Origin of the sequence: Fusibacter bizertensis (assembly GCF_029914245.1) — a bacterium.
GTDB lineage: Bacteria > Bacillota > Clostridia > Peptostreptococcales > Acidaminobacteraceae > Fusibacter_C > Fusibacter_C bizertensis.
Genome location: NZ_JARYZI010000006.1, coordinates 157,881 through 180,233, shown reverse-complemented (window position 1 = coordinate 180,233; position 22,353 = coordinate 157,881). Strand labels below are relative to the sequence as shown.

Sequence of the window (22,353 nt, the reverse complement as noted above, 5' to 3'; positions counted from 1 at the left end):
TACATAAAACATACACAGAACATGTATAAAAAATCATTTTATTTTCCTACATCTAACTTGAGAAAATGTGCAAGAATTCCTGCAGTACTAGCCTGAAACGTCAAAGTTACCATGATTGTGGCAAATGTAACCGATGAAATTATATCAGAATGCAACACACCAGATGTAACGAGCATCCCTGCAAGTGCTGCCGGGATAACACCAGTTTCACGTACCCACATCAGATAAATGATCTGCTTCCAAGTCCACTCTGCTTTTTTATCTATTAAGACACATGCAAGAACCGATATAGGTCTAGCTACGAATATCAAGGCGCCTACTACAATAAGGGTTGAACCTAGATTTGCAATTAACGTGTCAAATTGTAGATGCGTGCCAAGTAAGATAAAGATCATCATCCTCAAGATAACTGTTAAGACTTCTTTAAAGCGTAAATGTGATTGAAAAGATTCTTCTGGAATCCAAAATTTAAATATCTTTTTATTGCCACAGAACATTCCCATGATAAAAACTGCCATAAATCCGCTAAACCCAAAATGATTAGAAATCAAATACGAGCCTACAACTGAAACCAAAACAAGTTCAGTGGCATAATCTTTAAAAATGCCCCATTTTTGTTTTTCATCTGTTAAAAGATGTGTCATATAACCAATAGTCGCACCAATTGCAAGTCCTCCTATAATAGAAGTAACAAGTTCAAGCAAACTCTCTCCTAGTGAAAACTCCCCTCCTAAAATAACGGCTAAAAGCGAAAAGGTAATCACTGCACCAGCGGCATCGTTAAATGCTGACTCAGAGATAATGGATTGTTTTAGTTTTGTGCTTATATTCATCTTTTTAAAAAGCGGTACAAGTACCGATGGGTCTGTGGATGCAATTACTGACCCAAGCAATAGTGCATAGGTCAATGGCAAGTTGAACACTTTCATTGCAACAAAGCCTACTATTGTAGTGGATATCATAACACCTACTGTTGATAACATCCCTACAGACAACTTTACTTTATTGAGAATCTTAAGATCAATTTCTCTACCACCATCATATAAGATATAAGCTGCTCCAAAGGACAAGATGAGTTGATTTTCTACGGGATATTTATCGATATTGATCCAGTTTAGCAGCCTAGGACCAAGTATGATTCCTGCTAAAATGTAGAGTACGACATCTGGGAGCTTGACAATATTACTGATTTTTGTAAAAATAAGCCCGGCTAAAATTACGAGACCCATGAGCTCCATCAATTGATCTGCCGATTGTATAATTGCATTTTCCATATTTCCTCCTTGACAAACAAATTTGATTGTACTCCTATTTGAAGCTAACTTCAACATGTATTATTGTATTCACTAAGTATTTTTCTTAACAGTTTAATTTTGTTGTATCGATGTGAGTGCTATGTATCCTTGATCATCAAAACAAAAAAAGTGAGTTAACTTGAAAAATACGTCTTCAAATCAAACTCACTTTCTTGATTTATACAAATTATTTTTATTCTTAAATAACACTTACTTGATTTCAAATTTATCAGTATGGTATTGAACCATTTTACTGATAAACTTGAGGATTGTTTTCTCTTCATTGATGGTGACATCATCTAGTATAAAGTCAAGCTCTCGGCTTTGCTGCGTAATGAGTGAATTATATAGCTCTTTACCTGCAGGCAAAAGTACAATCACCTGGCCACGCCCATCTATTTCATCAGCACGCTTTTGAACCAACTTAAGACTACTCAGACGTTTGACAGTTGTTGTAATCAAGTTTCTATCTACTTCCAAAGTCTTAATAAGTTGATTCAGTTTTACTTCGCCACTCTCACCTAATTGTTTTAATAACAATAATTCAACGAGGTTTAATTTGACTTTCAAATCCTTACGGAAATAGCCATTTTTATCTTGTGTCAATATCTTAGTATTTAGTCGATCTAACATATGTGCTATTTCTCGCGTATAATTTGCCATTGTGCCTCCACCATAACTCTAAGACGTAATTATCTTTTGATAATAAGTGCTTCACCCATACCGCCACCGATACAAAGTGTCGCAAGTCCATATTCACCATCTCTTTTAATAAGCTCGTGAATAAGTGTTACTAATATTCTATTACCAGAAGCGCCGATTGGATGACCAAGTGCGATAGCGCCACCATTTACATTGACAATTTCTTGATTAAAACCTAGTTCTTTACTTACTGCAAGCGCTTGTGCTGCAAATGCTTCGTTTGCTTCAATTAAGCTTAAGTCTTCTACTTTAAGTCCAGCTCTTGCAAGTGCTTTTTTAGTTGCTGGAATTGGTCCTGTACCCATGATTTTAGGATCAACGCCTGCTGATGCATGCGTTACAATTGTACAAAGTGGTTTAAGACCCAACTCATCTGCTTTTTCTTTACTCATGACAACAACCATAGATGCACCGTCATTGATCCCAGATGCGTTACCTGCAGTTACTGTTCCGCCATCTTTCTTAAAAGCAGGTCTAAGTCCAGCTAATTTTTCAATTGTTGTTTCTTTTATATATTCATCTTGATCAAATTTAACAGGATCACCTTTACGCATAGGAATATATACAGGAACGATCTCATCGTTAAATCTGCCTGTTGCTCTTGCATGAGCTGCTTTTTTCTGTGAGTTAAACGCGAGCGCATCTTGTTCTTCTCTTGTAATGTTAAACTGCGCCGCTACATTTTCTGCTGTAATTCCCATATGGTAGTTATTAAATGCATCCCATAAACCATCCATTACCATCGTATCATAAAGTTCGCCATTGCCCATTCTTTGACCCCAGCGTCCACTTTTTATAAGGTATGGTGCCATGCTCATGTTCTCAGTTCCACCAGCGATAACCACGTCATTTGCGCCAGATACAATTGACTGATATGCCATGGAAACTGCTTTTAGTCCCGAACCACAGATCATGTTGATCGTTGTACAAGGTACTTCCACTGGATAGCCATTTTTAATCCAAGCTTGTCTTGCAACACCTTGTCCGTATCCGCCCTGGATTACAGAACCAAGAATTACTTCTTCTACTGCTTCAGGTGCTAAACCAATCTTATCAAGTGCTCCTTTGATAACTGTCGCACCAAGATCTGCTGGTGTAACATCTTTAAGTGTTCCTCCAAAGGAACCTAGTGCAGAACGTACTGCACTTACGATAACAACTTCTTTCATTTTGAACCTCCCTAGTTTTAAAATCCCTTTTGTGACAATCCCTATTGACTATTTTATCAAAAAAAAAGAATAAGGTCATCCCTTATCCCACTTTTAAATATAAATTATTCATAAACAGTTTATCATGATCTACTATTCTAAGTTTTCCTTTAAGAAATAAGAAACAGTGAGTAGATTGTCAATCAGATGAATATTTTCTACTATAATATCTGATTTGAGTTTTAAATCAACAGGTGCAAAATTCCAAATTGCTCTAACTTTAGTTTTTTGAATCTTATCCGCAACTTCTTGCGCACCATCTCTACTTGTACATATGTAGACTATTTCAACATTATTTTCATCAACGAATTGTTCGAACTTATCCATATCCATTACTTCTACGTTATTGATCTTTAATCCAATCACTTTAGGATTGACATCAAACATAGCTTGTAATTTAAAGCCTAAGCGATCAAAACTCGAATAATTAGCAAGCGCTTGACCTAAGTTACCAGCACCTACTATTACTACGTTGTATTGCCTTGTTAATCCAAGAATTTTTCCAATTTCATTGTATAAATCTTCAACGTTGTAGCCATAACCTTGTTGACCAAATCCACCAAAATTATTAAGATCTTGCCTGATTTGAGAAGCAGTAAATCCTATCATTTTACTGAGCTCTTTTGAAGATATTCTCTTAATATCATTATCAAGCATTTCTTTCAAATAGCGATGGTATTTTGGGAGTCTTCTTATTACTGCAACTGAGATATTCTTATCTTTCATTTCTTCACCTCATCATCAAATCAACTATTACCTTTACTTCAATACTAAATAAAGGTTTATTTATTCCGATTTCAAGTTATTTGATCTTACCAATCTTACTGATATTCAGATTATAGCACTTTCATAGAAAGACTGTCAAATATATAACAAGGCATTTAGCCTCTCGAATCTCTTTTTATTTTATATGATTTAAGTTATAATATCTAGTGACTTATGTAGTTTATGAATATTTTTTTGATTTGAGGTTTATAATGATTGCTCTTTCGTGTACAAACATATCAAAAGCATATGGAATCGATGACATTTTAGAAGATATAAGCTTTACTGTTAGCGCCAGGGATAAAGTTGGTCTTATTGGTGTCAATGGTGCTGGAAAAACCACGCTTATGAAGATCCTCATGGGTATAGAAAGCAAAGACTCTGGTGATATCTTTATTGCTAAAGAGATGACGATAGGTTATCTTGAACAAAATACCAACCTAGACATCTCAGCTTCTGCTTTTGATTATTGCGAAGAGGTTTTTAGTGATATTTTCGCTCTTGAGCAAGAAATGCGACTATTAGAACTGAAAATGATTGATGATCATTCACAGTCGGTTCTAGATGAATATAGTTTTTTACAAGAAAAATTTGAAACACTAGATGGGTACTCTATTAGCAGCCGTATTCGCGGGGTGCTAAGTGGACTTGGGTTCTCTGATGATGAGTATAACAAACCCATTAACCAGTTAAGTGGTGGACAAAAATCAAGAGTCGGTGTAGCAAGATTACTCTTAAAAAAACCTGATATTTTACTTCTCGATGAACCTACTAACCACTTGGACATCTCCGCGATTAAATGGCTAGAAGAATTCTTGAAAACTTATCCAGGTACAATTATCATGATTTCACACGACCGTTATTTTCTCGATCAAATTACAACTAGGATCTTTGAGATTGAAGATGGTATATTAGCTACTTATAATGGTAATTATAGTCAATTTATCGATCAGAAGAAGATGTTATTTGAAGCTGAACTCAAAAAATATGAGTCCCAGCAAAAGGAACTAAATAAACAAGAAGCACTAATCAGAAAGTTTAAAGATAGAGGAACTGAAAAATTGGCAAAGCGCGCACGTTCAAGAGAAAAGCGTCTTGCGCATATGGAAGTGATGACGCAGCCTAAACTCTTTAAAGCTCATTTCAAAATCGACCTTAAAGCAGGCGTGTCTAGTGGTAAGGAAGTCCTTATGGCAAAGTCACTTTCAAAGGCATATGAAGATAAAGAGGTCTTTCAAGATGTTTCTATGGAAGTATATAAAGGTGATCGTATCGGACTGATAGGACCCAATGGTGTAGGTAAGACAACTTTGTTTAAAATCTTGCTTGGTCAGCTCTCTTTCGATGACGGCGAGCTCACACTTGGACATCATGTTTATCCAGGTTATTATGATCAAGAGATGAATACGCTAACACTGGAAAATACAGTGCTCGAAGAAATTCACGATGACAATCCGCAGCTATCTATTACTGAGGTCAGAAGCCTTCTGGGGGCTTTTCTGTTTTCAGGTGATGATATTGATAAATATGTTCATCAACTAAGTGGTGGTGAACGTGGCAGACTGACACTTTTAAAACTGATGCTTTCTACTTCAAATCTGTTGTTTCTAGATGAACCGACTAACCACCTAGATCTTTACTCCAAAGAAACACTAGAAGAAGCTTTAAATAGCTATGACGGTACCATGATCACTATTTCGCATGACCGCTATTTTCTCAATAAAATTTGCACTAAAATTTTTGAACTCTCATCAGAGGGAATAGAAGTCTTTTGGGGAAATTATGACTATTACCAGCAAAAGATCATTGAAAAAAATCAATTGTCAACAGAAGAGACACTAGAACCCACATTAACCAAAACCAAACAAAAGGAACTAGCAAAATTAGAAAAAGAAAAATCTCAAGAGATCAAAAAGCAAAAACAAGCACTTAAAAATGTTGAAAAAAGCATTGAAGATGCAGAAAGTGAATTGCATCGATTAGATTTATTACTATGCAGTCCTGAGGTCTATAATGACCATAATGAGGCTTTTAGAGTACAAAAAGAAGTTGAAAGTTTAAAAAGTCACATTGATACACTTTATTCTGAACTTTATGAATTATTAGAAATATTATAATTTGTTCAGAAGTCCTAGTCCATTATCACTAAAAACAATGTAGACAAATCAAATTTTTTCTTTATAATTAAAAATAAGTAATAAAGGTGTGTTAACACGTATTTACAGAATTTTAGGAGGTACATATGTTTAAGAAAATAAAGGCTATTATTGTTGAGCAACTAAGCGTTATTGATCCAGCTGAGATCAAACAAGATACTTCGTTTGATAGTATGGATATTGATTCAATAGATGCTGTTGAAATTATCATGGCGATTGAAGATGAATTTGAAATTGAGATCCCTGATGAAGAAGCTGAACAATTTACATCTATTGCCGATATTATCAATTACTTGAACAGCATCGAGATTGAAGGGTAGAAAATTAGTGAAAATTCATTAATCATAAATGAGTCTATTTTAATAGGCTCATTTTTTTATGATTGTTTTTAACTTATTTTATCAAAATCACAGTTACATGGTTAACAGTGTAATTATTATGGAAACCGAAAAAATGCATAAATTTTATGCATTTTCATATATGAAAGTGTATATAATACATTTAGTCCACAGCTTCACTAGGTTATCCACTGTTTTCCACACTGTTATCCACAGTTTGTCAAGAACGTAGTCCACTGAAATTATAATGTTCCACACTATCCACAATGTTGTCCACAATTGTACTGTTTTTTGAACATGAATATCGTTACACGGCTTTGGTTTACATAATCACTTAACAACAAATAATCTGCCTTTTTTGTGGCAAAAAAGTAAATGGGACTCTCGTCCCATTTTTAATATTTTTTCTCCCCTATTTTCAAATTAGGTACTGCATTGGTTTCTAAGTGTCCTCGATTTCCAGCTCTGGAAGCATAATAACCTGCACATCCAATCATCGCAGCATTATCTGTACACAAATGGATCGGTGGATAATATAGCTTAATTCCCGGAATTTCGCCCAAGGCAGCACGCAATGAACTATTTGCAGCGACACCACCTGCTATAACCAAAGTTTCATACCCCGTACTTATAACGGCTTGCTGTGCCTTGTGTTTTAAAACCTGTACAACCGCATGCTGAAAACTTGCACAAACATCGGGAACGTTGATCTCAATTTGCTTCATTTTACAAGAATTAAGATAATTAAGCACCGAAGATTTAAGCCCACTAAAACTAAAGTCCATATGTTCTTGATCTAACATAGCTTTTGGAAAATCAATTGCTAAGGGATTTCCTTCCTTTGAAATTCTATCAATCAGTGGTCCCCCTGGATAACCAAGACCTAATGTCCTTGCGATCTTATCAAAAGCTTCTCCAGCGGCGTCATCTCTTGTTCTACCGATGATTTCAAACTCGGTATAGGATTTAACGTCTACAAGATGTGTATGCCCTCCTGATACAACTAGACAGGCAAATGGAGGTTCTAGTTCAGGATGTGCAATATAATTCGCTGCGATATGTCCTTCAATATGGTTTACGGGAATCAATGGGATATCAAGGCTATATGCTAGACCTTTTGCAGTTGAAAGCCCCACCAATAAAGCGCCTACAAGTCCCGGACCGTATGTCACGGCAATCTCGTCTATATCACTAAAGGTGACTGCAGCATCATTTAACGCTTTATCCATAACTTCCGATATTTTTTCGAGATGGTTTCGAGATGCTATTTCAGGCACAACCCCACCAAATGCTTGATGTATCTCTATCTGAGTGTAAACTTCATTGGATAGAATCTCACGTCCATTTTTCAATATTGCACATGCAGTTTCATCACAAGACGTTTCAATTGCTAAAGTAATGACATCATTTACGTTTTGATTTTCGTTTATTTTCATTTGATTTCCTTCCACATTACTAAGGCATCCTCACCAGTGTCTATATAATACTTTGGTCTTTTTCCAACGCCTGTAAATCCTATTTTTTCATAAAGAGCGATTGCAACATCATTGCTCACTCTCACTTCAAGTGTCATATGGTGATAACCATTTGCTGCGCCAAACTCAATTAAAGCATACATAAGGGTTTTGCTATAACCATGCCCTCTAAACGGCGTATCTATGGCGATATTTGTAATATGAATCTCGTCTATAATCAACCACATACCGCCATATCCTATAATGTAATCGTCTAGCTCAAGTACATAATATTCTGCTAAAGTATTCTCGATCAGTTCTTGGTGGAAAGATTCTTTAGACCATGGTGTTGTAAAAGAGTTTGTCTCTATTTCAAATACGCGATCAATATCTTCTACTTTCATTCTTCGAGAAATTAGCATCATTTATCCCTCTCTGCTTGAGACTTTCTCATATAGTTTGCTTTTATTTCATAAACACTGCCCGCATCACTTTGAACAATGGATGCGACATGTAAGTTCCCAACTCTTTGAACGACATCTTCTGGCCTGCACAAACGTCCCGGCCACTCTTTCACAGCATCTGGATATATCGCGATCACATCACCTGCCAGTATCACGGGTTTGTCTTTGTATTTCTCCGCAACAAGAGGAAGTAGCTTGGACAACGCTTCTATTCCTTCTTCAAGGATTATAAGTTTATCATCTTGCCATGTATATACACCATAATAAACGTCGCCTCTCTTCGCATCAATTGCTGTAAAAATATACCCTGATTCATATCTAAAGTTACACGCTAATAAAAACATGCTTGAGTAGCCAAATACTTTCTTCCCAAAAGGCTGAGCAAATCCTTTGATCGCTGCAATACCAATTCTGACACCTGTAAATGACCCTGGACCTTCACAGACGAAAAAAGTATCAATTTCATCCATAGCTGTCTGCGTCTGATTCAAAAGCGAATCAACAATAGGCATAAGTTTCTGAGAATGGGTTTGTGCAGTATTTACTACAAATTCACCCATTAATCTATTCTCTTTAAAAAGCGCAACTCCCGCTGCACTTGATGATGTATCTATCGCTAAAATCTTCATAATTAAGCTCCTCATTCATTTAAATACTCAAATTCATCCATGATCACATCCGTTAGTGGACCACCTGAATATTCTAGTATACGTTCTCCCATAGCATCAAATGATATACGAAGCCAGATACTGTCTTTGGGTAACATTTCTTCAACCTGGTTGGCCCATTCAACAATACTAATCCCATTACCAAACAAATACTCATCAAATCCAACTTCTATCATTTCATCTGGATCAAAAATTCGATACACATCAAAATGATGAATCTCAATATCATCACCTGCCAACTTGCCAGTATAAGAATTCATTAAATTGAAAGTTGGACTTGTAATATAATCATCTACGCCAAGTAAGCTACATAAAAACTGCGTCATAGTAGTTTTACCTGCACCTAAATCCCCTACCATACAAATGACTTGTCCTCGCTTTAAGTACCTTATCAATTGTTTTGCAAATTTCTCTGTATCTTCTAATTGTTTGAGTTTAATGCGCATGCTAACTCCTCATCTATTATTAATCTTTAAGATTTAAGTGTTAAATCTAATCTTATCACTAACTAGACCACACTATATTTTATAACAAAAAAAATTTTTAATCAATTTTTAGGACAAATATGTAAAAAGGAAAGGGAGAAATTCACATTGATTTTTCAATCTGTGCAAAGATCTCCCTCATGATACTTTTGTAAAGTTTCTATTATTATTTTTGGTATACAACTTCACCATTTATAAGCGTGAATGCAACTCTTGCTTGTAAATCAAAAGGATGACCTTCCCATACTACTAAATCAGCATCTTTTCCGACTTCAATTGAACCGATGCGGTCATCAACACCTAATATCTCAGCAGCATTTATAGAGATACACTTAAGTGCTTCCATCTCCTCAAGACCGGCTTTATGTGCTAAAGCAGCAGCCATTGGTAGATACTCAAGTGGAATCACAGGACTATCTGTCATAATCGCTATTTTCACACCTGCTTTATGAAGTACACCTGGTGTGTCAAAAGTTTTTTGATTGAGCTCAAACTTTGATTTATTACCAAATGAAGGTCCGATTATTGCTGGATATCCTTCTTTTGCAAGTTGATCTGCAATCAAATGTCCTTCTGTACAATGTTCAAGTGTCAAAAGCACATCAAATTCTTTTGCAATTCTAATTGAAGTGAAAATATCATCAGCTCTATGCGCATGTGCTTTTAAAGGAATTTCCTTATTAATTACAGGAAGCATCGCTTCTAGCTTCATGTCATACGTTGGCATCTTAGATGCATCCCCGCCAGCAGCTACTTTTTTATCTCTGTATTCTACAGTTTTAGCTAAAGTTTCTCTTAATTTTGCAGCTGTGCCCATACGTGTTGATGGCATCATTTTTTTGTCGTTATAAACACGTTTTGGGTTTTCACCAAAAGCACATTTCATAGCCAAAGTTTCTTTCACAATCATATCATCAATACGATTGCCGTGAAGTTTGATTACTGAAAACGTACCGCCGATAACGTTTGCACTTCCTGGTCCGGTCGCAGCAGTTGTAACGCCACCTTTTATGGCATTTTCAAAAGCTTCATCTCTTGGATTGAGTGCATCAATCGCTCTAAGATGTGGTGTAACTGGATCAGTCATCTCGTTTCCATCAGCACCTTCAAAACCAATGCCCTCTTCCCACATACCGATATGGCAGTGTGCGTCAATAAAACCTGGAAAAACGTTCTTACCTTCTCCATCGATCACTTGAGCGTCAAGTGGCGCTACAAGGTCTGTACCAATCTCTTTGATCTTACCATTTTCTACTAAAATACATCCGTTTTCAATGACTTCACCTGCCATTGTGTAAATTTTTGCGTTTTTGATAAAAAGCATGAATGGCCTCCCTACGTATTGTTTCGTAACACTAATTAAATTATAGCACTTCTAACGTCATACTGCATTAGGATTCTTTAATATTTTTCATGGTCATGCCAATTTTATGTCGATTGAGATCAATACTAATAATTTGAACTTTCACATTGTCTCCAACAGAAAGTACTTGCATAGGGTGTTTGATAAATCGATCGCAAATCTCAGAGATATGCACAAGCCCATCTTGCTTGACACCGATATCTACGAAAGCGCCAAAATCCACAACATTTCTAACAGTGCCTTGCATGATCATCCCTACTTGCAAATCTTCCATTTTCAGAACATCACTTCTGAAGATCGGTTTCGGCATATCTTCCCTTGGATCGCGACCAGGTTTTACGATCTCATCTACAATATCTTTTAATGTGAGTACCCCTATATCAAGTTGTTTAGATAACTTCTCCAGGCCCATTTGATATTTCATCGCATCCGGTTGGCTACCCATTACACCCGATTGAAGAATCACGCGACCTACGATGTCTTTCACAGCCCCACTAGCGATATCTTCTTGGCTAAATCCCAGTGTATCTAGAAGTCTGTTTGTCGTTTCATATGATTCTGGATGGACAGCCGTATTATCTAGTGGATTCTTCGCTTTTGGAATCCTCATAAAACCAACTGCTTGCTGATAAGCTTTATCACCTAGTCGTTTAACTTTTAGAAGTTCTTTTCTAGACTTGAATTTACCATTTTCATCTCGATAAGCTACGATATTTTTAGCGATTGCCGATGAAACACCTGAAACATAGCTCAGTAGAGATGGTGTAGCAGTATTGAGGTCAACGCCGACACTGTTAACACAATCCTCAACGACATTCGTCAACTGTTCTTCCAATCTTTTTTGATTAACATCGTGTTGATATTGCCCTACACCTATACTTTTAGGATCTATTTTAACGAGTTCTGCAAGTGGATCTTGAAGACGCCTTCCAATAGAGATTGCACCTCTTATAGATACATCTATATCCGGATACTCTTCTGTAGCAAGTTTAGATGCAGAATACACCGAAGCTCCTGCCTCGCTGACAATGGTATAGTAAACTTCTTCTTTTAACTCTTTTATGAGTTCCGCTATTAGTTGTTCTGTTTCTCTAGATGCCGTTCCATTTCCAATAGGAATAATGTTGATTCGGTGTTTTTTGATGAGTTCAGTTAGCTTAACCTTAGCTTCCTCAACTTTGTTTTGTGGTGCATTTGGATAGATTGTTGCGTATTCTAAAAGTTTTCCTGTTTCATCTAAAACGGCAAGTTTACAACCAGTTCGATAACTTGGATCAACGGCAAGAACACGTGCATCTTTTACAGGAGCAACTAATAAAAGAGACTTGGTGTTTTTCCCAAAAACTTTAATCGCCTCTTCTTCAGCACGTTCTGTTAACATACTTCTAATTTCCCTTTCAATAGAAGGTGAAATCAACCTTTTATAAGCATCTTCCATTGCCGCCACTAGATAGCCCGTTGTTATCGCTTTGGGATTTGTAACAACAGCTTTCTCTAGGCGCTCAAGTATCAACGCATCTGGTGTATTTAACTTAACTTTTAGAATTTTTTCGCTTTCACCTCTGTTCATTGCTAAAATCCTATGGTTAACAATTTTTGAAATTGGCTCTGAGTACTTATAATACATGTCAAACACTGTGGATTCTGCATCATTTACTGCTGTTGACTCTACAACGCCTTGTGCAATAGACATCTTTCTGATAAATGCGCGGTTCTCAGGATGATCAGAGATACGCTCAGCAATAATATCCATTGCACCAGCAATAGCATCAGCAGTGGTTGCGACTTCTTTTTCAGCATCTATATACGTAGCAGCTATCGAATCAAAATCACCACTAACCATCTCTTGTGACCAAATTACATCTGCAAGCGGTTCAAGTCCTCTATCGATTGCTTTTGAAGCACGCGTGCTTTTTTTCTGTTTATATGGTCGATACAAGTCTTCTACAGTTTGGAGTACAGTAGCTTTTTCAATATCCGCCTTTAATTCAGGGGTCAATTTTCCTTGTTCATCAATTATTCTCAAGACTTCATTTTTTCTCGCTTGTAGATTTCTAAGGTATTTGAGCCTGTCATCAAAATTTCTAAGCACTTCATCGCTGATACCACCTGTTACTTCTTTACGATACCTTGCAATAAATGGGATTGTATTTCCTTCATCTATTAAAGCAATAGTAGATTCGACTTGAGACGACTTAAGTGCCAACTCTTTACTCAGTTGCGCGACGATAAGTTTTCTTGCTGCTGCATCTTCAATAATCGCTAGTTTTTCTGCTTCTAAAGCTGCCTCAGTCTCTTCTTTATGCGTTGTCGGTTTTAAGTTCATGGTTGTTGGCCTCCTTCAAATATGCATCAATAAATATATCTATATCTCCATCCATCACCGCTTGTATGTTCCCCATTTCAGCACCAGTTCTATGGTCTTTTACAAGATTATATGGATGAAAAACATACGATCTAATTTGACTCCCCCATGTGATTTGTGAATAATCACCTGCTAGGTCCTCGATTTTGTCTTTATGCTCACGCTCTTGTAATTCAATTAATTTTCCCATGAGCATCTTCATAGCAGTTGCTCTATTGGCAATCTGAGATCTTTCATTTTGACACTGCACCACAACACCTGTTGGAATATGTGTAATCCTTACCGCTGAGTCTGTGGTATTAACATGCTGACCACCAGATCCTGAAGACCTATACGTATCAATCTTTAAGTCTACAGGATTTATATCAATTTCAACAGAATCATCGAGTTCTGGCATAACATCAACCGATGAAAAAGAAGTATGTCTTTTACCTGAGGCATCAAAAGGAGAAATCCTTACAATACGATGCACACCTTTTTCCGATTTTAAAAATCCATAAGCATTGAGACCTTCGAATAGAAGAGAGACGCTTTTGATTCCAGCTTCAGTATCATTTTGAAGATCAAGTACTTTTACACCATAGCCGTGTTGTTCACCCCATCTTTTATACATTCTAAGTAGCATGGATGCCCAATCTTGCGCATCAGTACCACCAGAACCAGCATGTATAGAAAAAATTGCATTATTGGCATCATAATCGCCTTTTAACAACGTTTCAAGCAAGAGTTTTTCATAGGCTACTTCAAGTTCACGATAACTTTCATCAATCTCTTCTTCCATAGAATCATCGTTATCTTCAAGTGCCATTTCGATTAAGCCTTCAAGTTCTTCTGCTTTTCCAAACAGTTGGTCATACTTTTCAATCTTATTTTTTAGCATCTTTTGAAACTTAAGCTTAATTTGTGCTGCCTCGTTGTCATTCCAAAAATCGGGCGCTGTCATATCCATCTCGATTTCTTCAACTCTGTACCTAACGTTAGCTAAGTCAAAGTGACACCTCAAGCTCAGCGATAGACGCCTTTAGTTTTTTAACTTCTTTTCCAACTTTCTCTAATAAAATCATATAGCTCACCTCTCTCATAAATAACATCATCCGACTATTCATCTTCTGATTATTGATATTCTAGTTGTGATGAAACACAACAAAATTAAGACTTTAAAAAAGCCAGAATGAAAGATCAATTCTGGCCTAATCTGACTATTATATTATACGCTTGTTTCATAACAATTTGTGAATATTAGCAAAAAACTTGCTTTAACGACCACTTTGACTATTCACCATCGTATGAAGCGCCATGGCACTTTTTATATTTTTTGCCACTCCCGCACGGACAAGGGTCGTTTCTACCAACTTTTTTATCTACTTTTACTGGTTTTTTTGTCGAAGTTCCGTCTCCAGTACCTGATGTATTGGTGATCTTAGCTACGACTTTTCGTTCTGTTTCCGTTTGAATCGTTGCATGGAATAAAGCTTTAACGGTTTCTTCTTGAATGTTAGCAATCATCTCGTCAAACATCTCAAAACCTTCCATTTTGTATGCAATAACTGGATCTTGCTGTCCTATCGCTCTAAGTCCAATACCTTGTTTCAAATCATCCATGGCATCTATGTGATCAATCCAGTGCAAATCAACAACTCTCAAAAGAATCGCGCGTTCAACCTCTCTCATACGTTCAATTTCAATTTCTTCTTCTTTAATTGCATAAATTTCTTTTGCTTTCGCAAGAATTATTTCTTTTAGACTTTCTTTTGTAAGGTCTTCAACTCGATCTATCTGTACAGATCCTAAAGGTAAAAACAATGGGTGCAAGTGGTTAAACAAACCCTCTAAATCCCACTCTTCAGGATACTTATATCCTTCAGTAAACATAGGAATAGTACGTTCAATAACTTTTTCAATCATGTTCATGACATTATCTCTTAAATCTTCACCATGTAACACCTTGTTTCTTTGACCATATATAATCTCACGTTGCATGTTCATTACATCATCGTATTGAAGGACATGCTTTCTGATTCCGAAGTTTCTTCCCTCGACTTTTTTCTGAGCGTTTTCAATTGATTTGGTTAAAAGTTTATTCTCAAGTTGCATGTCTTCTTCAAAACCTAACGTATCAACGATGGATTTAGCGCGTTCACTTACAAATAACCTCATCAAATCATCTTCAAACGAGATATAAAACTGAGTAGATCCGGGATCTCCTTGACGACCCGCACGACCTCTAAGCTGATTATCAATACGTCTTGACTCATGTCTCTCTGTACCAATAATATGAAGTCCACCTGCTGCTTTAACTTGTTCTGCTTCTGCATCATTTACAACTTTATGCGAATGATAAAGTTCATCATATACTTTTTTAGCCTCTTGTACTTCTGGTTCATCTCCTACGATAGGACTAGCGGCAGCCAATACTAGTGCTTCATCATAACCTTTCTTTAACATATCGCGTTTTGCTAAGAATTCAGGATTACCACCAAGTACGATATCTGTACCACGACCTGCCATATTAGTCGCTATGGTAACTGCTCCAAATCGACCTGCTTGAGCGACAATTTCAGCTTCTCTATCATGCTGCTTTGCATTTAAGACTTCATGTTTAATGCCTTTTTTCTTAAGCAAAGTACTTAAAAACTCTGAAGTTTCAATACTAATTGTACCCACAAGTATAGGTTGACCTGTAGCGTGGCGTGTTTCAATATCATTTAAAACAGCATTAAACTTACCTTGCAAATTTTTATAAATGCCATCTTCCATGTCAAGTCTAGCGATAGGTCGATTGGTTGGCACCATTACAACATCCATGTTGTAAATATGTCTAAATTCTTCTTCTTCTGTTTTTGCCGTACCTGTCATACCCGCTAATTTTTTATACATACGGAAATAGTTTTGTAGCGTAATTGTCGCCAATGTTTGCGATTCTTTTCTAACTTCTATGTTTTCTTTTGCTTCAATGGCTTGATGAAGTCCATTTGAATAACGACGACCATACATTAGACGGCCAGTAAACTCATCAACAATAATTACTTCTCCATCTTTAACGATATAATCTACATCTCTCTTCATCAAGTAGTTTGCTCTAATAGCTTGATTGATATGGTGTGAAAATTCAAGATTTTCCGGATCAGATAAATTAGTAATTCCAAAATAAGTTTCAGCTTTCTTAACACCATTTCTATTTTCACTGCCTTCTTCAACTGAACCAAACTTATCTTGAACAACGCCATCAGTTAAAGTAATCGTTTTTGCTTTTTCATCAATTTTAAAATCTTCTTCGTTTTTTAACGTTTTTGCAAACATGTTCGCGACTCTATAAAGGTCTGTAGATTTCGCACTTTCACCTGAGATAATCAAAGGCGTTCTTGCCTCATCTACAAGTATACTATCTACCTCATCCACAATTGCAAAGTTAAGCGGTCTCTGAACTAGACGTTCTTGACGCATTACCATGTTGTCTCTTAAGTAATCAAAACCAAACTCGTTGTTGGTTCCATATGTGATATCAGAAAGATAAGCATTTTTACGATCTTCTCCTTCCACACCATGCACAACACAACCAACTTTAAGTCCTAAAAATTCATGAATTTTACCCATCCACTCTTTATCACGAGACGCAAGATAATCGTTGACAGTAACGATATGGACACCGTCGCCACTTAGTGCGTTGAGATATGCAGGAAGTGTTGCCACTAACGTTTTACCTTCACCCGTTTTCATCTCAGCGATTCGTCCTTGATGCAGAACGATACCACCCATTAGTTGTACTCTATAGGCACGCATGCCAAGTACTCTTTTACCGGCTTCTCTTGCCGTTGCAAACGCATCTGGCAAAATATCATCTAGCGTTTCACCTTTAAAAAGACGTTCTTTTAGTAAAGCTGTCATCCCTTGAAGCTCTTGATCAGACATAGCGCTATATTTTCCTTCTAACGCTTCTATTTGATCCACTGTTTTTTCAAGTTTCTTTACTTCTTTTGCATTAATATCGCCAAAAATTACTTTTAAAAGACTCATTATTCTGTCCCCATTATTCTATATTTGTAGTTGCTCATAACCATCACTTATATTATCTTCTTATTTTTGAATTGTAAGTAAACCGTAACATGGACCCTCTACTTTTTAGTGAAGAGAGTAACATCTCATATTGAATGATAAATGCTATGCCGATTGAAACTATGAAATCGCCGATACTTAAAACTTTGGCAAGCGGATATGCCTTTGGCAATGCAATAATTTTACCTAGATATTTACTAAATCCTTCCGCTTGTGATAATGGCATATAATTTACTACGTCGCCATTGTTCATGGATTCTACAAATGAATTAAATCCGAGACTTGCCATCTTAACAGTATCCATTGGCATTTTAAAATCATTAAAACCCATTGCAATCAAATTCAGCAATATCCCAACCAATAAAATCTTCATGCCCGTTTTTTCAAAATTCATCAGTGCAATGAGGGCACAAATTACCATTGCTGCAAAGGGGAATATCTGAAGTTTATCATAGGAAATATCTAAAAGTTTTAAACCGTAAGGAACTAAAAAAAGTAAAAATGCCAGTATACTTAATCCCCATCCTTTAAATCTTACTTCAAAAAAATTTGTTAATCTACCATTACGAGCTAAACCTATGATCAAACCTAGTAATATTGCTTCAATATACATAGAACACTCCTTTGTCAGTCATAGAAATCATCAGATTTCTAAAGATAATCATTTAACTTATTCTATCATAAAATAAATTGATTTTAAACTACTCAGCGGCATTCCACAATTTGTATTATAGCACTCAAGCTTTTCAGAGCTGCGTCTATATTATGAACAAATTGATAATTTTCTATCACACAATTGACATTTTGTACAGTTCAGTCTGACTAATATACAATGTGGCTAGCGCTAAATATTTCCATATTGTTATATGCTAAACTCAATTAAGTGACAATTGATGAGGTATTCTATGCTAAACGGTAATAAATTAAAAGAGATTCGTGAATCCAGTAATATGTCTCAAAAGGAGACTGCGGAAAAACTTAATATTTCTGCATCTACGCTCAGTCACTATGAACGTGGATCAAGAGTTCCTAGCTATGATTTACTATATGCTTTTTCAAAATTATTTAATATTTCAATAGAGGAACTTGTATCTTTTGTCTATACACCTAGTGTCAATGAAGACTTAGATGAGTATTTAAAACCCCACCCCTCAAATGCGGATTTTGTAATTTTGGAAGCTGATAAAATGAGAGCATTACCACTCACTGAGCTCTTAAAAATAAGAGAATATGCTGAAATGCTATATGAGCGAAATGCTAAAAAAGGTAAACTTGATAAAAAGACATAGTAATTTTTATGTTATTCTGATATAGATTTAATTTTATAGTTTTATTTTTATAAATTTATTTTGAATTTTCTTCCTTTTTTGTTGTTTTTATTTTACGAAAATGTTATAATTTTTTCATAGATGTAAAATTATGCCAATTGGAGGAGTATTTAATGAAAGTTCAAAACAATTTCAAGCTAGAAACCACAATTGTACCTAATCAAACGTATTGTAAAATTTGTCGAGGGGAAAACGATATCATCTCATTTAAAAATCAGTGCATATGCGAAGAGTGTGTCGAATACATCAAAGGAAAATGCTAAACTAATCATATACTTACAAAGAGAGCTTCGTTAATAACTACTTATAAGTTATTAACGAAGCTCTTTTTTAGTTATGGTACTCTTGTGCTTCGACGCCCTTTAAAGTGCTGCTCACTTTTCAGAGCATCGATTTTACTAGTACAGAATCGTTAATCTATTGTATACTTAGATGACACAAAATTTACCTACTGGAGATAAAATTATGATTTATTTAGTTGGAGCTGTTATAAGTAGCGCCCTTATACCCATACTATTCAAACTCGCTCATCAACATAAAGTTCAAGAAGCTATAGTGATTACACTTAATTATTTTGTAATTACTATTTTTATGGGATTCATTGTCCTTAGGAACAATTGGTTGTTTCAGGGCAAAGTGCTCTTAAGTGAAACACCTGATTTACTAAGTTTTATTACATCAAAATTTGGGTTATCCATACTTATAGGTGTATTAACGGGTGCCTTATTTTATTTTAGTTTCTATTATTATCAAAAAGCAGTGCGCCAAAGTGGCGCTACTATGGCAGGTGCATTCGGTAAAATCGGCATATTGATTCCCGTTCTGTTGTCCTTACTTATTTTCAAGGAATACCCAACAACAAAACAATGGATCGGTATTATACTTGCGATTGTTGCGATTCTATATATCTCTATCGATTTTAGTGCATTTAAACTTTCTAAGATCCACCCCGTCCTAATTGTTTTATTATTCATAGGTGGATTTGCGGATTTTGGTAACAAGATTTTTCAAACGTATAGTGATGTAGCATATAAGGAAGTATTTCTTTTTATCGTTTTTTTCACTGCGCTATTACTCAGTTTAAAGCAGTTTTTCAAACAGAAAAATTTTAGAAAATGGGATCTAATCACGGGCATAACCATAGGTTTTCCAAATTTGCTCTCCTCTTTTTTCTTAGTAATGGCCCTTAATAATATGCTTGCTGTCGTTGTTTTTCCTCTATTTAGCGCGAGCACTATCGTACTCGTCAGTTTATTGAGTTTTTTCTTATTTAAAGAAAAGTTAGAAAGAAAAGAATACATTGGTATTTTTCTTATTATACTTTCTGTACTATTAATTTCCTAATGCCTCAAATTAAACCGGATAAGAAGTTCAATTTTTAACTTAAAAAGAGCAATTAATGTGTTTATCCACATTAATTGCTCTTTGATATTATATTATACTATCGACTATAAATATGGTTCAATTAAACCAAAATCTCCGTCTTTTCTCTTATATACAACGTTGATTTCATCAGTGTCTCCATTGAGAAATACGAAAAAGTCATGTCCCAAGAGTTCCATCTGCAATACCGCTTCCTCAGCCATCATCGGTTTAACACCAAATCTTTTCGTCTTCACGATAGATTGCTCTGGATAATCCTCAACTGAATCTGGAATTTCTTCAAATCTAATTGAATCATTTGCATGAAATCTTTTTTCAATTTTTGTTTTATGTTTTTTCATTTGTCTTGATATATGATCTATTGCTTCATCGATAGATTGATACATATCTTCAGTAATACCTTCTGCTCTAAATAATGCCCCATTTTTGAGTGGGATTGTCACCTCCACGATATGTTTGTTTTTTTGAGTACTAAAAGTCGCATGTGCCTCGACATCTTTATTAAACATTTTGTCAAATTTACCAAGCTTCTTCTCTACTTGCTCTCTAATTGCATCAGTAATTACTAGGTTTCTTCCAGTCACGATTACTTTCATAAGCTCAACCCCTTTACTTTTGATATCTAATTTTATACCCATGATCATTTGTAATAACCATTAAGTTATAAAAAATATCATATTTTATTTATATTTCTATAAGCAGATGTCATACGCAATTTTTTCACTTGATCTTGGGCGTCTTTTTTCGCTTTCACGCGCAGCAAATAAGTACTATCAAAATAAATATTCAACTTCTCATCGCTTTCCAATATCCTATTAACAGCTTTTTTCACCATGGCAAACTCATCTAAAGCCTCACGCTTTAGTTCACTCAAATCACTAACATTATGACGGCTCTTAAATTTTTCTAATTTTGAAACAAAAACCAAATCTATATGTCCAATCAGGATTACTTCTTCATCGATGCTACGAAATATCGCACTACATAGATCTGCCCTCACGCTATCGTCTAACGTTTTATATAAACTAAGACATCTATTTTGTCTTTCTATTTTTTCAAGCAGAAGATCTTCCATTTCTATGATTAGTTCACTTTTCATCATTTCATGCTCCACTATTATACTTAAATAAGAATTAACATGTGATTAAACGAAATTAAGGTCAAGCGTTATCGCTTAACCTTATCTCTATAGTTTAATGTCAATATTTTGTCCTAAGTTTGGTGATACTGACTGTTCCATGGCTTTGATGACACTATCTACTGATTGCGCATCTTGTTTCATGGTTTTTTGAAGTACCGAGATATTAAGAGCTTGTTTAACGCTAGCTAACATCTGAGCTTGATAGGACGATGGTTGAATATTCATTTAGTCCCTCCATTCTATGCCAAAAGGGTATAACCTGTCATACACTATTATACCCTATTTTCTACTGCGTTAACAGTTCATGAATGTAAACAATTTATGAAATGATGCTACTTGATATTAAACGCTTCCTTCCAAGTATCTTTGAAGTTTTCTGCAATTTCAAGTGCTTCACCATACTCTTCTTCACTTTTTCCTACGTTTGCATTGAGTAATTTAAATCCTAAATACTCATATAACGCATCTAAACTTTCACTTAATGGGATATCCATATTAAGTGTACTTCTAAGTTCATCTACAATGGCTTGAGCACGCTGTGTATTGTAGTTAACTTGTTCATAATTCTTAGTTTCTAAAGTTAACATCGCTTTTTTAATAAACTTGACCAAACCTTCATAGAGCATAAACGTTAATTCTTCTGGTTTAGCAGCAATAATTTTGCTTTCTAGATATTGATCCATTTTATCGCCTATTGCGTTTGGCTTATTTTCGCCTACAGAAGTCATTATTTTTTTTTGAGGTTCTACTCTTACAAAACTCTTCGGCTTAGAATAGTTATAAGGGTTCATAACTGCCATTTCTTTCCTCCTTCTGTCTATTTCCTGTTATCTATACGTGAGCCATATTCGCTAATAGCGTTATTGCTGTATAAATCATGCGCTTTTCTATTTTGACGTACTTGGTGTTGCTTGTTTCTATTTTGATAAAACTCAAGTTCCATCTTTGTTTTTAACTCCGCTATTGCAATTTTACACTCTTCGTCAATACGCTGATATTCAGGTAAAAACTCCGCTAGAAGCGCATCCCTTTCTGGAACTTCGAGTTTTTCAAGCATCTTAATCAACGGTTCTCTTCTGTCAATTATATTAAGTGCAGTTGCAATATCACCAATCTTCACTGTACCCTGTAAAAGATACGTTTCTTCCATAACTTTATCGAAAATATCTTTAATTGTTTTCATGA

The 22,353-nt window shown here is 35.6% G+C and carries 22 protein-coding genes; 4 read left to right on the top strand and 18 right to left on the bottom strand.

From position 1 onward, the window contains the following. Positions 1–38: 38 nt before the first annotated feature. The 4 genes from QE109_RS10735 to QE109_RS10720 form a co-directional block, all read right to left on the bottom strand. Positions 39–1,274 carry a cation:proton antiporter gene (locus QE109_RS10735; RefSeq protein WP_281094478.1) on the bottom strand — a complete coding sequence of 412 codons (1,236 nt, stop codon included), beginning with the start codon at positions 1,272–1,274 and terminating at the stop codon, positions 39–41. 231 nt (positions 1,275–1,505) lie between these two features. Next, positions 1,506–1,958 (bottom strand): MarR family winged helix-turn-helix transcriptional regulator, encoded by a 453-nt coding sequence (locus QE109_RS10730; RefSeq protein WP_281094477.1) that lies wholly within the window; start codon positions 1,956–1,958, stop codon positions 1,506–1,508. 29 nt (positions 1,959–1,987) lie between these two features. Next, positions 1,988–3,166, bottom strand: a complete 1,179-nt coding sequence (locus QE109_RS10725; protein ID WP_281094476.1) for an acetyl-CoA C-acetyltransferase — start codon at positions 3,164–3,166, stop codon at positions 1,988–1,990. A 132-nt stretch (positions 3,167–3,298) separates the two neighbouring features. Further along, the gene (locus QE109_RS10720; protein ID WP_281094475.1) at positions 3,299–3,931 is read right to left on the bottom strand and encodes a redox-sensing transcriptional repressor Rex; all 633 of its coding nucleotides are present in this window, start codon (positions 3,929–3,931) and stop codon (positions 3,299–3,301) included. A 251-nt stretch (positions 3,932–4,182) separates the two neighbouring features. Between QE109_RS10720 and QE109_RS10715 the strand changes: the two genes are divergently transcribed. Both QE109_RS10715 and acpP read left to right on the top strand, forming a co-directional pair. After that, positions 4,183–6,087, top strand: coding sequence for an ABC-F family ATP-binding cassette domain-containing protein (locus QE109_RS10715; protein ID WP_281094474.1), 1,905 nt, complete (start codon positions 4,183–4,185; stop codon positions 6,085–6,087). 125 nt (positions 6,088–6,212) lie between these two features. Further along, entirely contained in the window at positions 6,213–6,446 is a 234-nt protein-coding gene (gene acpP / locus QE109_RS10710) for an acyl carrier protein (RefSeq protein ID WP_281094473.1), read from the top strand. 413 nt (positions 6,447–6,859) lie between these two features. Here the strand turns inward: acpP and tsaD are convergent, their stop codons facing one another. The 9 genes from tsaD to QE109_RS10665 all read right to left on the bottom strand — a co-directional run bounded on the left by tsaD (position 6,860) and on the right by QE109_RS10665 (position 17,929). After that, positions 6,860–7,900 (bottom strand): tRNA (adenosine(37)-N6)-threonylcarbamoyltransferase complex transferase subunit TsaD, encoded by a 1,041-nt coding sequence (gene tsaD / locus QE109_RS10705; protein ID WP_281094472.1) that lies wholly within the window; start codon positions 7,898–7,900, stop codon positions 6,860–6,862. After that, positions 7,897–8,322, bottom strand: coding sequence for a ribosomal protein S18-alanine N-acetyltransferase (gene rimI, locus QE109_RS10700; RefSeq protein ID WP_281094471.1), 426 nt, complete (start codon positions 8,320–8,322; stop codon positions 7,897–7,899). The genes tsaD and rimI overlap by 4 nt, the downstream gene beginning before the upstream one ends. A 17-nt stretch (positions 8,323–8,339) precedes the next feature. Continuing rightward, positions 8,340–9,011: a tRNA (adenosine(37)-N6)-threonylcarbamoyltransferase complex dimerization subunit type 1 TsaB gene (tsaB, locus tag QE109_RS10695; RefSeq protein WP_281094470.1), complete on the bottom strand. Its 672-nt coding sequence runs from the start codon at positions 9,009–9,011 to the stop codon at positions 8,340–8,342. Positions 9,012–9,022: 11 nt separating this feature from the next. Further along, positions 9,023–9,496, bottom strand: coding sequence for a tRNA (adenosine(37)-N6)-threonylcarbamoyltransferase complex ATPase subunit type 1 TsaE (gene tsaE, locus QE109_RS10690; RefSeq protein WP_281094469.1), 474 nt, complete (start codon positions 9,494–9,496; stop codon positions 9,023–9,025). Positions 9,497–9,701: 205 nt separating this feature from the next. Continuing rightward, the gene (locus tag QE109_RS10685; protein ID WP_281094468.1) at positions 9,702–10,859 is read right to left on the bottom strand and encodes an amidohydrolase; all 1,158 of its coding nucleotides are present in this window, start codon (positions 10,857–10,859) and stop codon (positions 9,702–9,704) included. 67 nt (positions 10,860–10,926) lie between these two features. After that, on the bottom strand, positions 10,927–13,224 hold the full coding sequence (locus QE109_RS10680) for a Tex family protein (RefSeq protein WP_281094467.1): 2,298 nt from the start codon (positions 13,222–13,224) through the stop codon (positions 10,927–10,929). Further along, positions 13,199–14,327, bottom strand: a protein-coding gene (gene prfB, locus QE109_RS10675; protein WP_425365118.1) for a peptide chain release factor 2 whose coding sequence is annotated in 2 segments (ribosomal slippage) — positions 13,199–14,254 and positions 14,256–14,327 — 1,128 coding nt in all. Because the reading frame shifts where the segments join, the coding sequence is not laid out codon by codon here. The genes QE109_RS10680 and prfB overlap by 26 nt, the downstream gene beginning before the upstream one ends. 208 nt (positions 14,328–14,535) lie before the next feature. Next, the gene (gene secA / locus QE109_RS10670) at positions 14,536–17,277 is read right to left on the bottom strand and encodes a preprotein translocase subunit SecA (protein ID WP_459251425.1); all 2,742 of its coding nucleotides are present in this window, start codon (positions 17,275–17,277) and stop codon (positions 14,536–14,538) included. A 52-nt stretch (positions 17,278–17,329) separates the two neighbouring features. Then, complete coding sequence (locus QE109_RS10665) at positions 17,330–17,929, bottom strand: DUF5317 family protein (RefSeq protein WP_281094463.1); 600 nt, start codon at positions 17,927–17,929, stop codon at positions 17,330–17,332. Positions 17,930–18,221: 292 nt separating this feature from the next. Between QE109_RS10665 and QE109_RS10660 the strand changes: the two genes are divergently transcribed. Beyond that, complete coding sequence (locus tag QE109_RS10660) at positions 18,222–18,605, top strand: helix-turn-helix domain-containing protein (protein ID WP_281094462.1); 384 nt, start codon at positions 18,222–18,224, stop codon at positions 18,603–18,605. Positions 18,606–19,109: 504 nt separating this feature from the next. Continuing rightward, the gene (locus tag QE109_RS10655) at positions 19,110–19,988 is read left to right on the top strand and encodes a DMT family transporter (protein ID WP_281094460.1); all 879 of its coding nucleotides are present in this window, start codon (positions 19,110–19,112) and stop codon (positions 19,986–19,988) included. A gap of 104 nt (positions 19,989–20,092) precedes the next feature. Here the strand turns inward: QE109_RS10655 and hpf are convergent, their stop codons facing one another. The 5 genes from hpf to QE109_RS10630 all read right to left on the bottom strand — a co-directional run bounded on the left by hpf (position 20,093) and on the right by QE109_RS10630 (position 22,351). Further along, positions 20,093–20,623, bottom strand: a complete 531-nt coding sequence (gene hpf, locus QE109_RS10650) for a ribosome hibernation-promoting factor, HPF/YfiA family (protein ID WP_281094554.1) — start codon at positions 20,621–20,623, stop codon at positions 20,093–20,095. 77 nt (positions 20,624–20,700) lie between these two features. Further along, complete coding sequence (locus QE109_RS10645) at positions 20,701–21,129, bottom strand: hypothetical protein (protein ID WP_281094459.1); 429 nt, start codon at positions 21,127–21,129, stop codon at positions 20,701–20,703. 84 nt (positions 21,130–21,213) lie between these two features. Next, positions 21,214–21,393 (bottom strand): YjfB family protein, encoded by a 180-nt coding sequence (locus QE109_RS10640; RefSeq protein WP_281094457.1) that lies wholly within the window; start codon positions 21,391–21,393, stop codon positions 21,214–21,216. Between the two features lie 107 nt (positions 21,394–21,500). Continuing rightward, the gene (gene fliS / locus QE109_RS10635; RefSeq protein WP_281094455.1) at positions 21,501–21,968 is read right to left on the bottom strand and encodes a flagellar export chaperone FliS; all 468 of its coding nucleotides are present in this window, start codon (positions 21,966–21,968) and stop codon (positions 21,501–21,503) included. A 17-nt stretch (positions 21,969–21,985) separates the two neighbouring features. Then, positions 21,986–22,351, bottom strand: a complete 366-nt coding sequence (locus tag QE109_RS10630; protein ID WP_281094454.1) for a hypothetical protein — start codon at positions 22,349–22,351, stop codon at positions 21,986–21,988. Between the last annotated feature and the right edge of the window lie 2 nt (positions 22,352–22,353).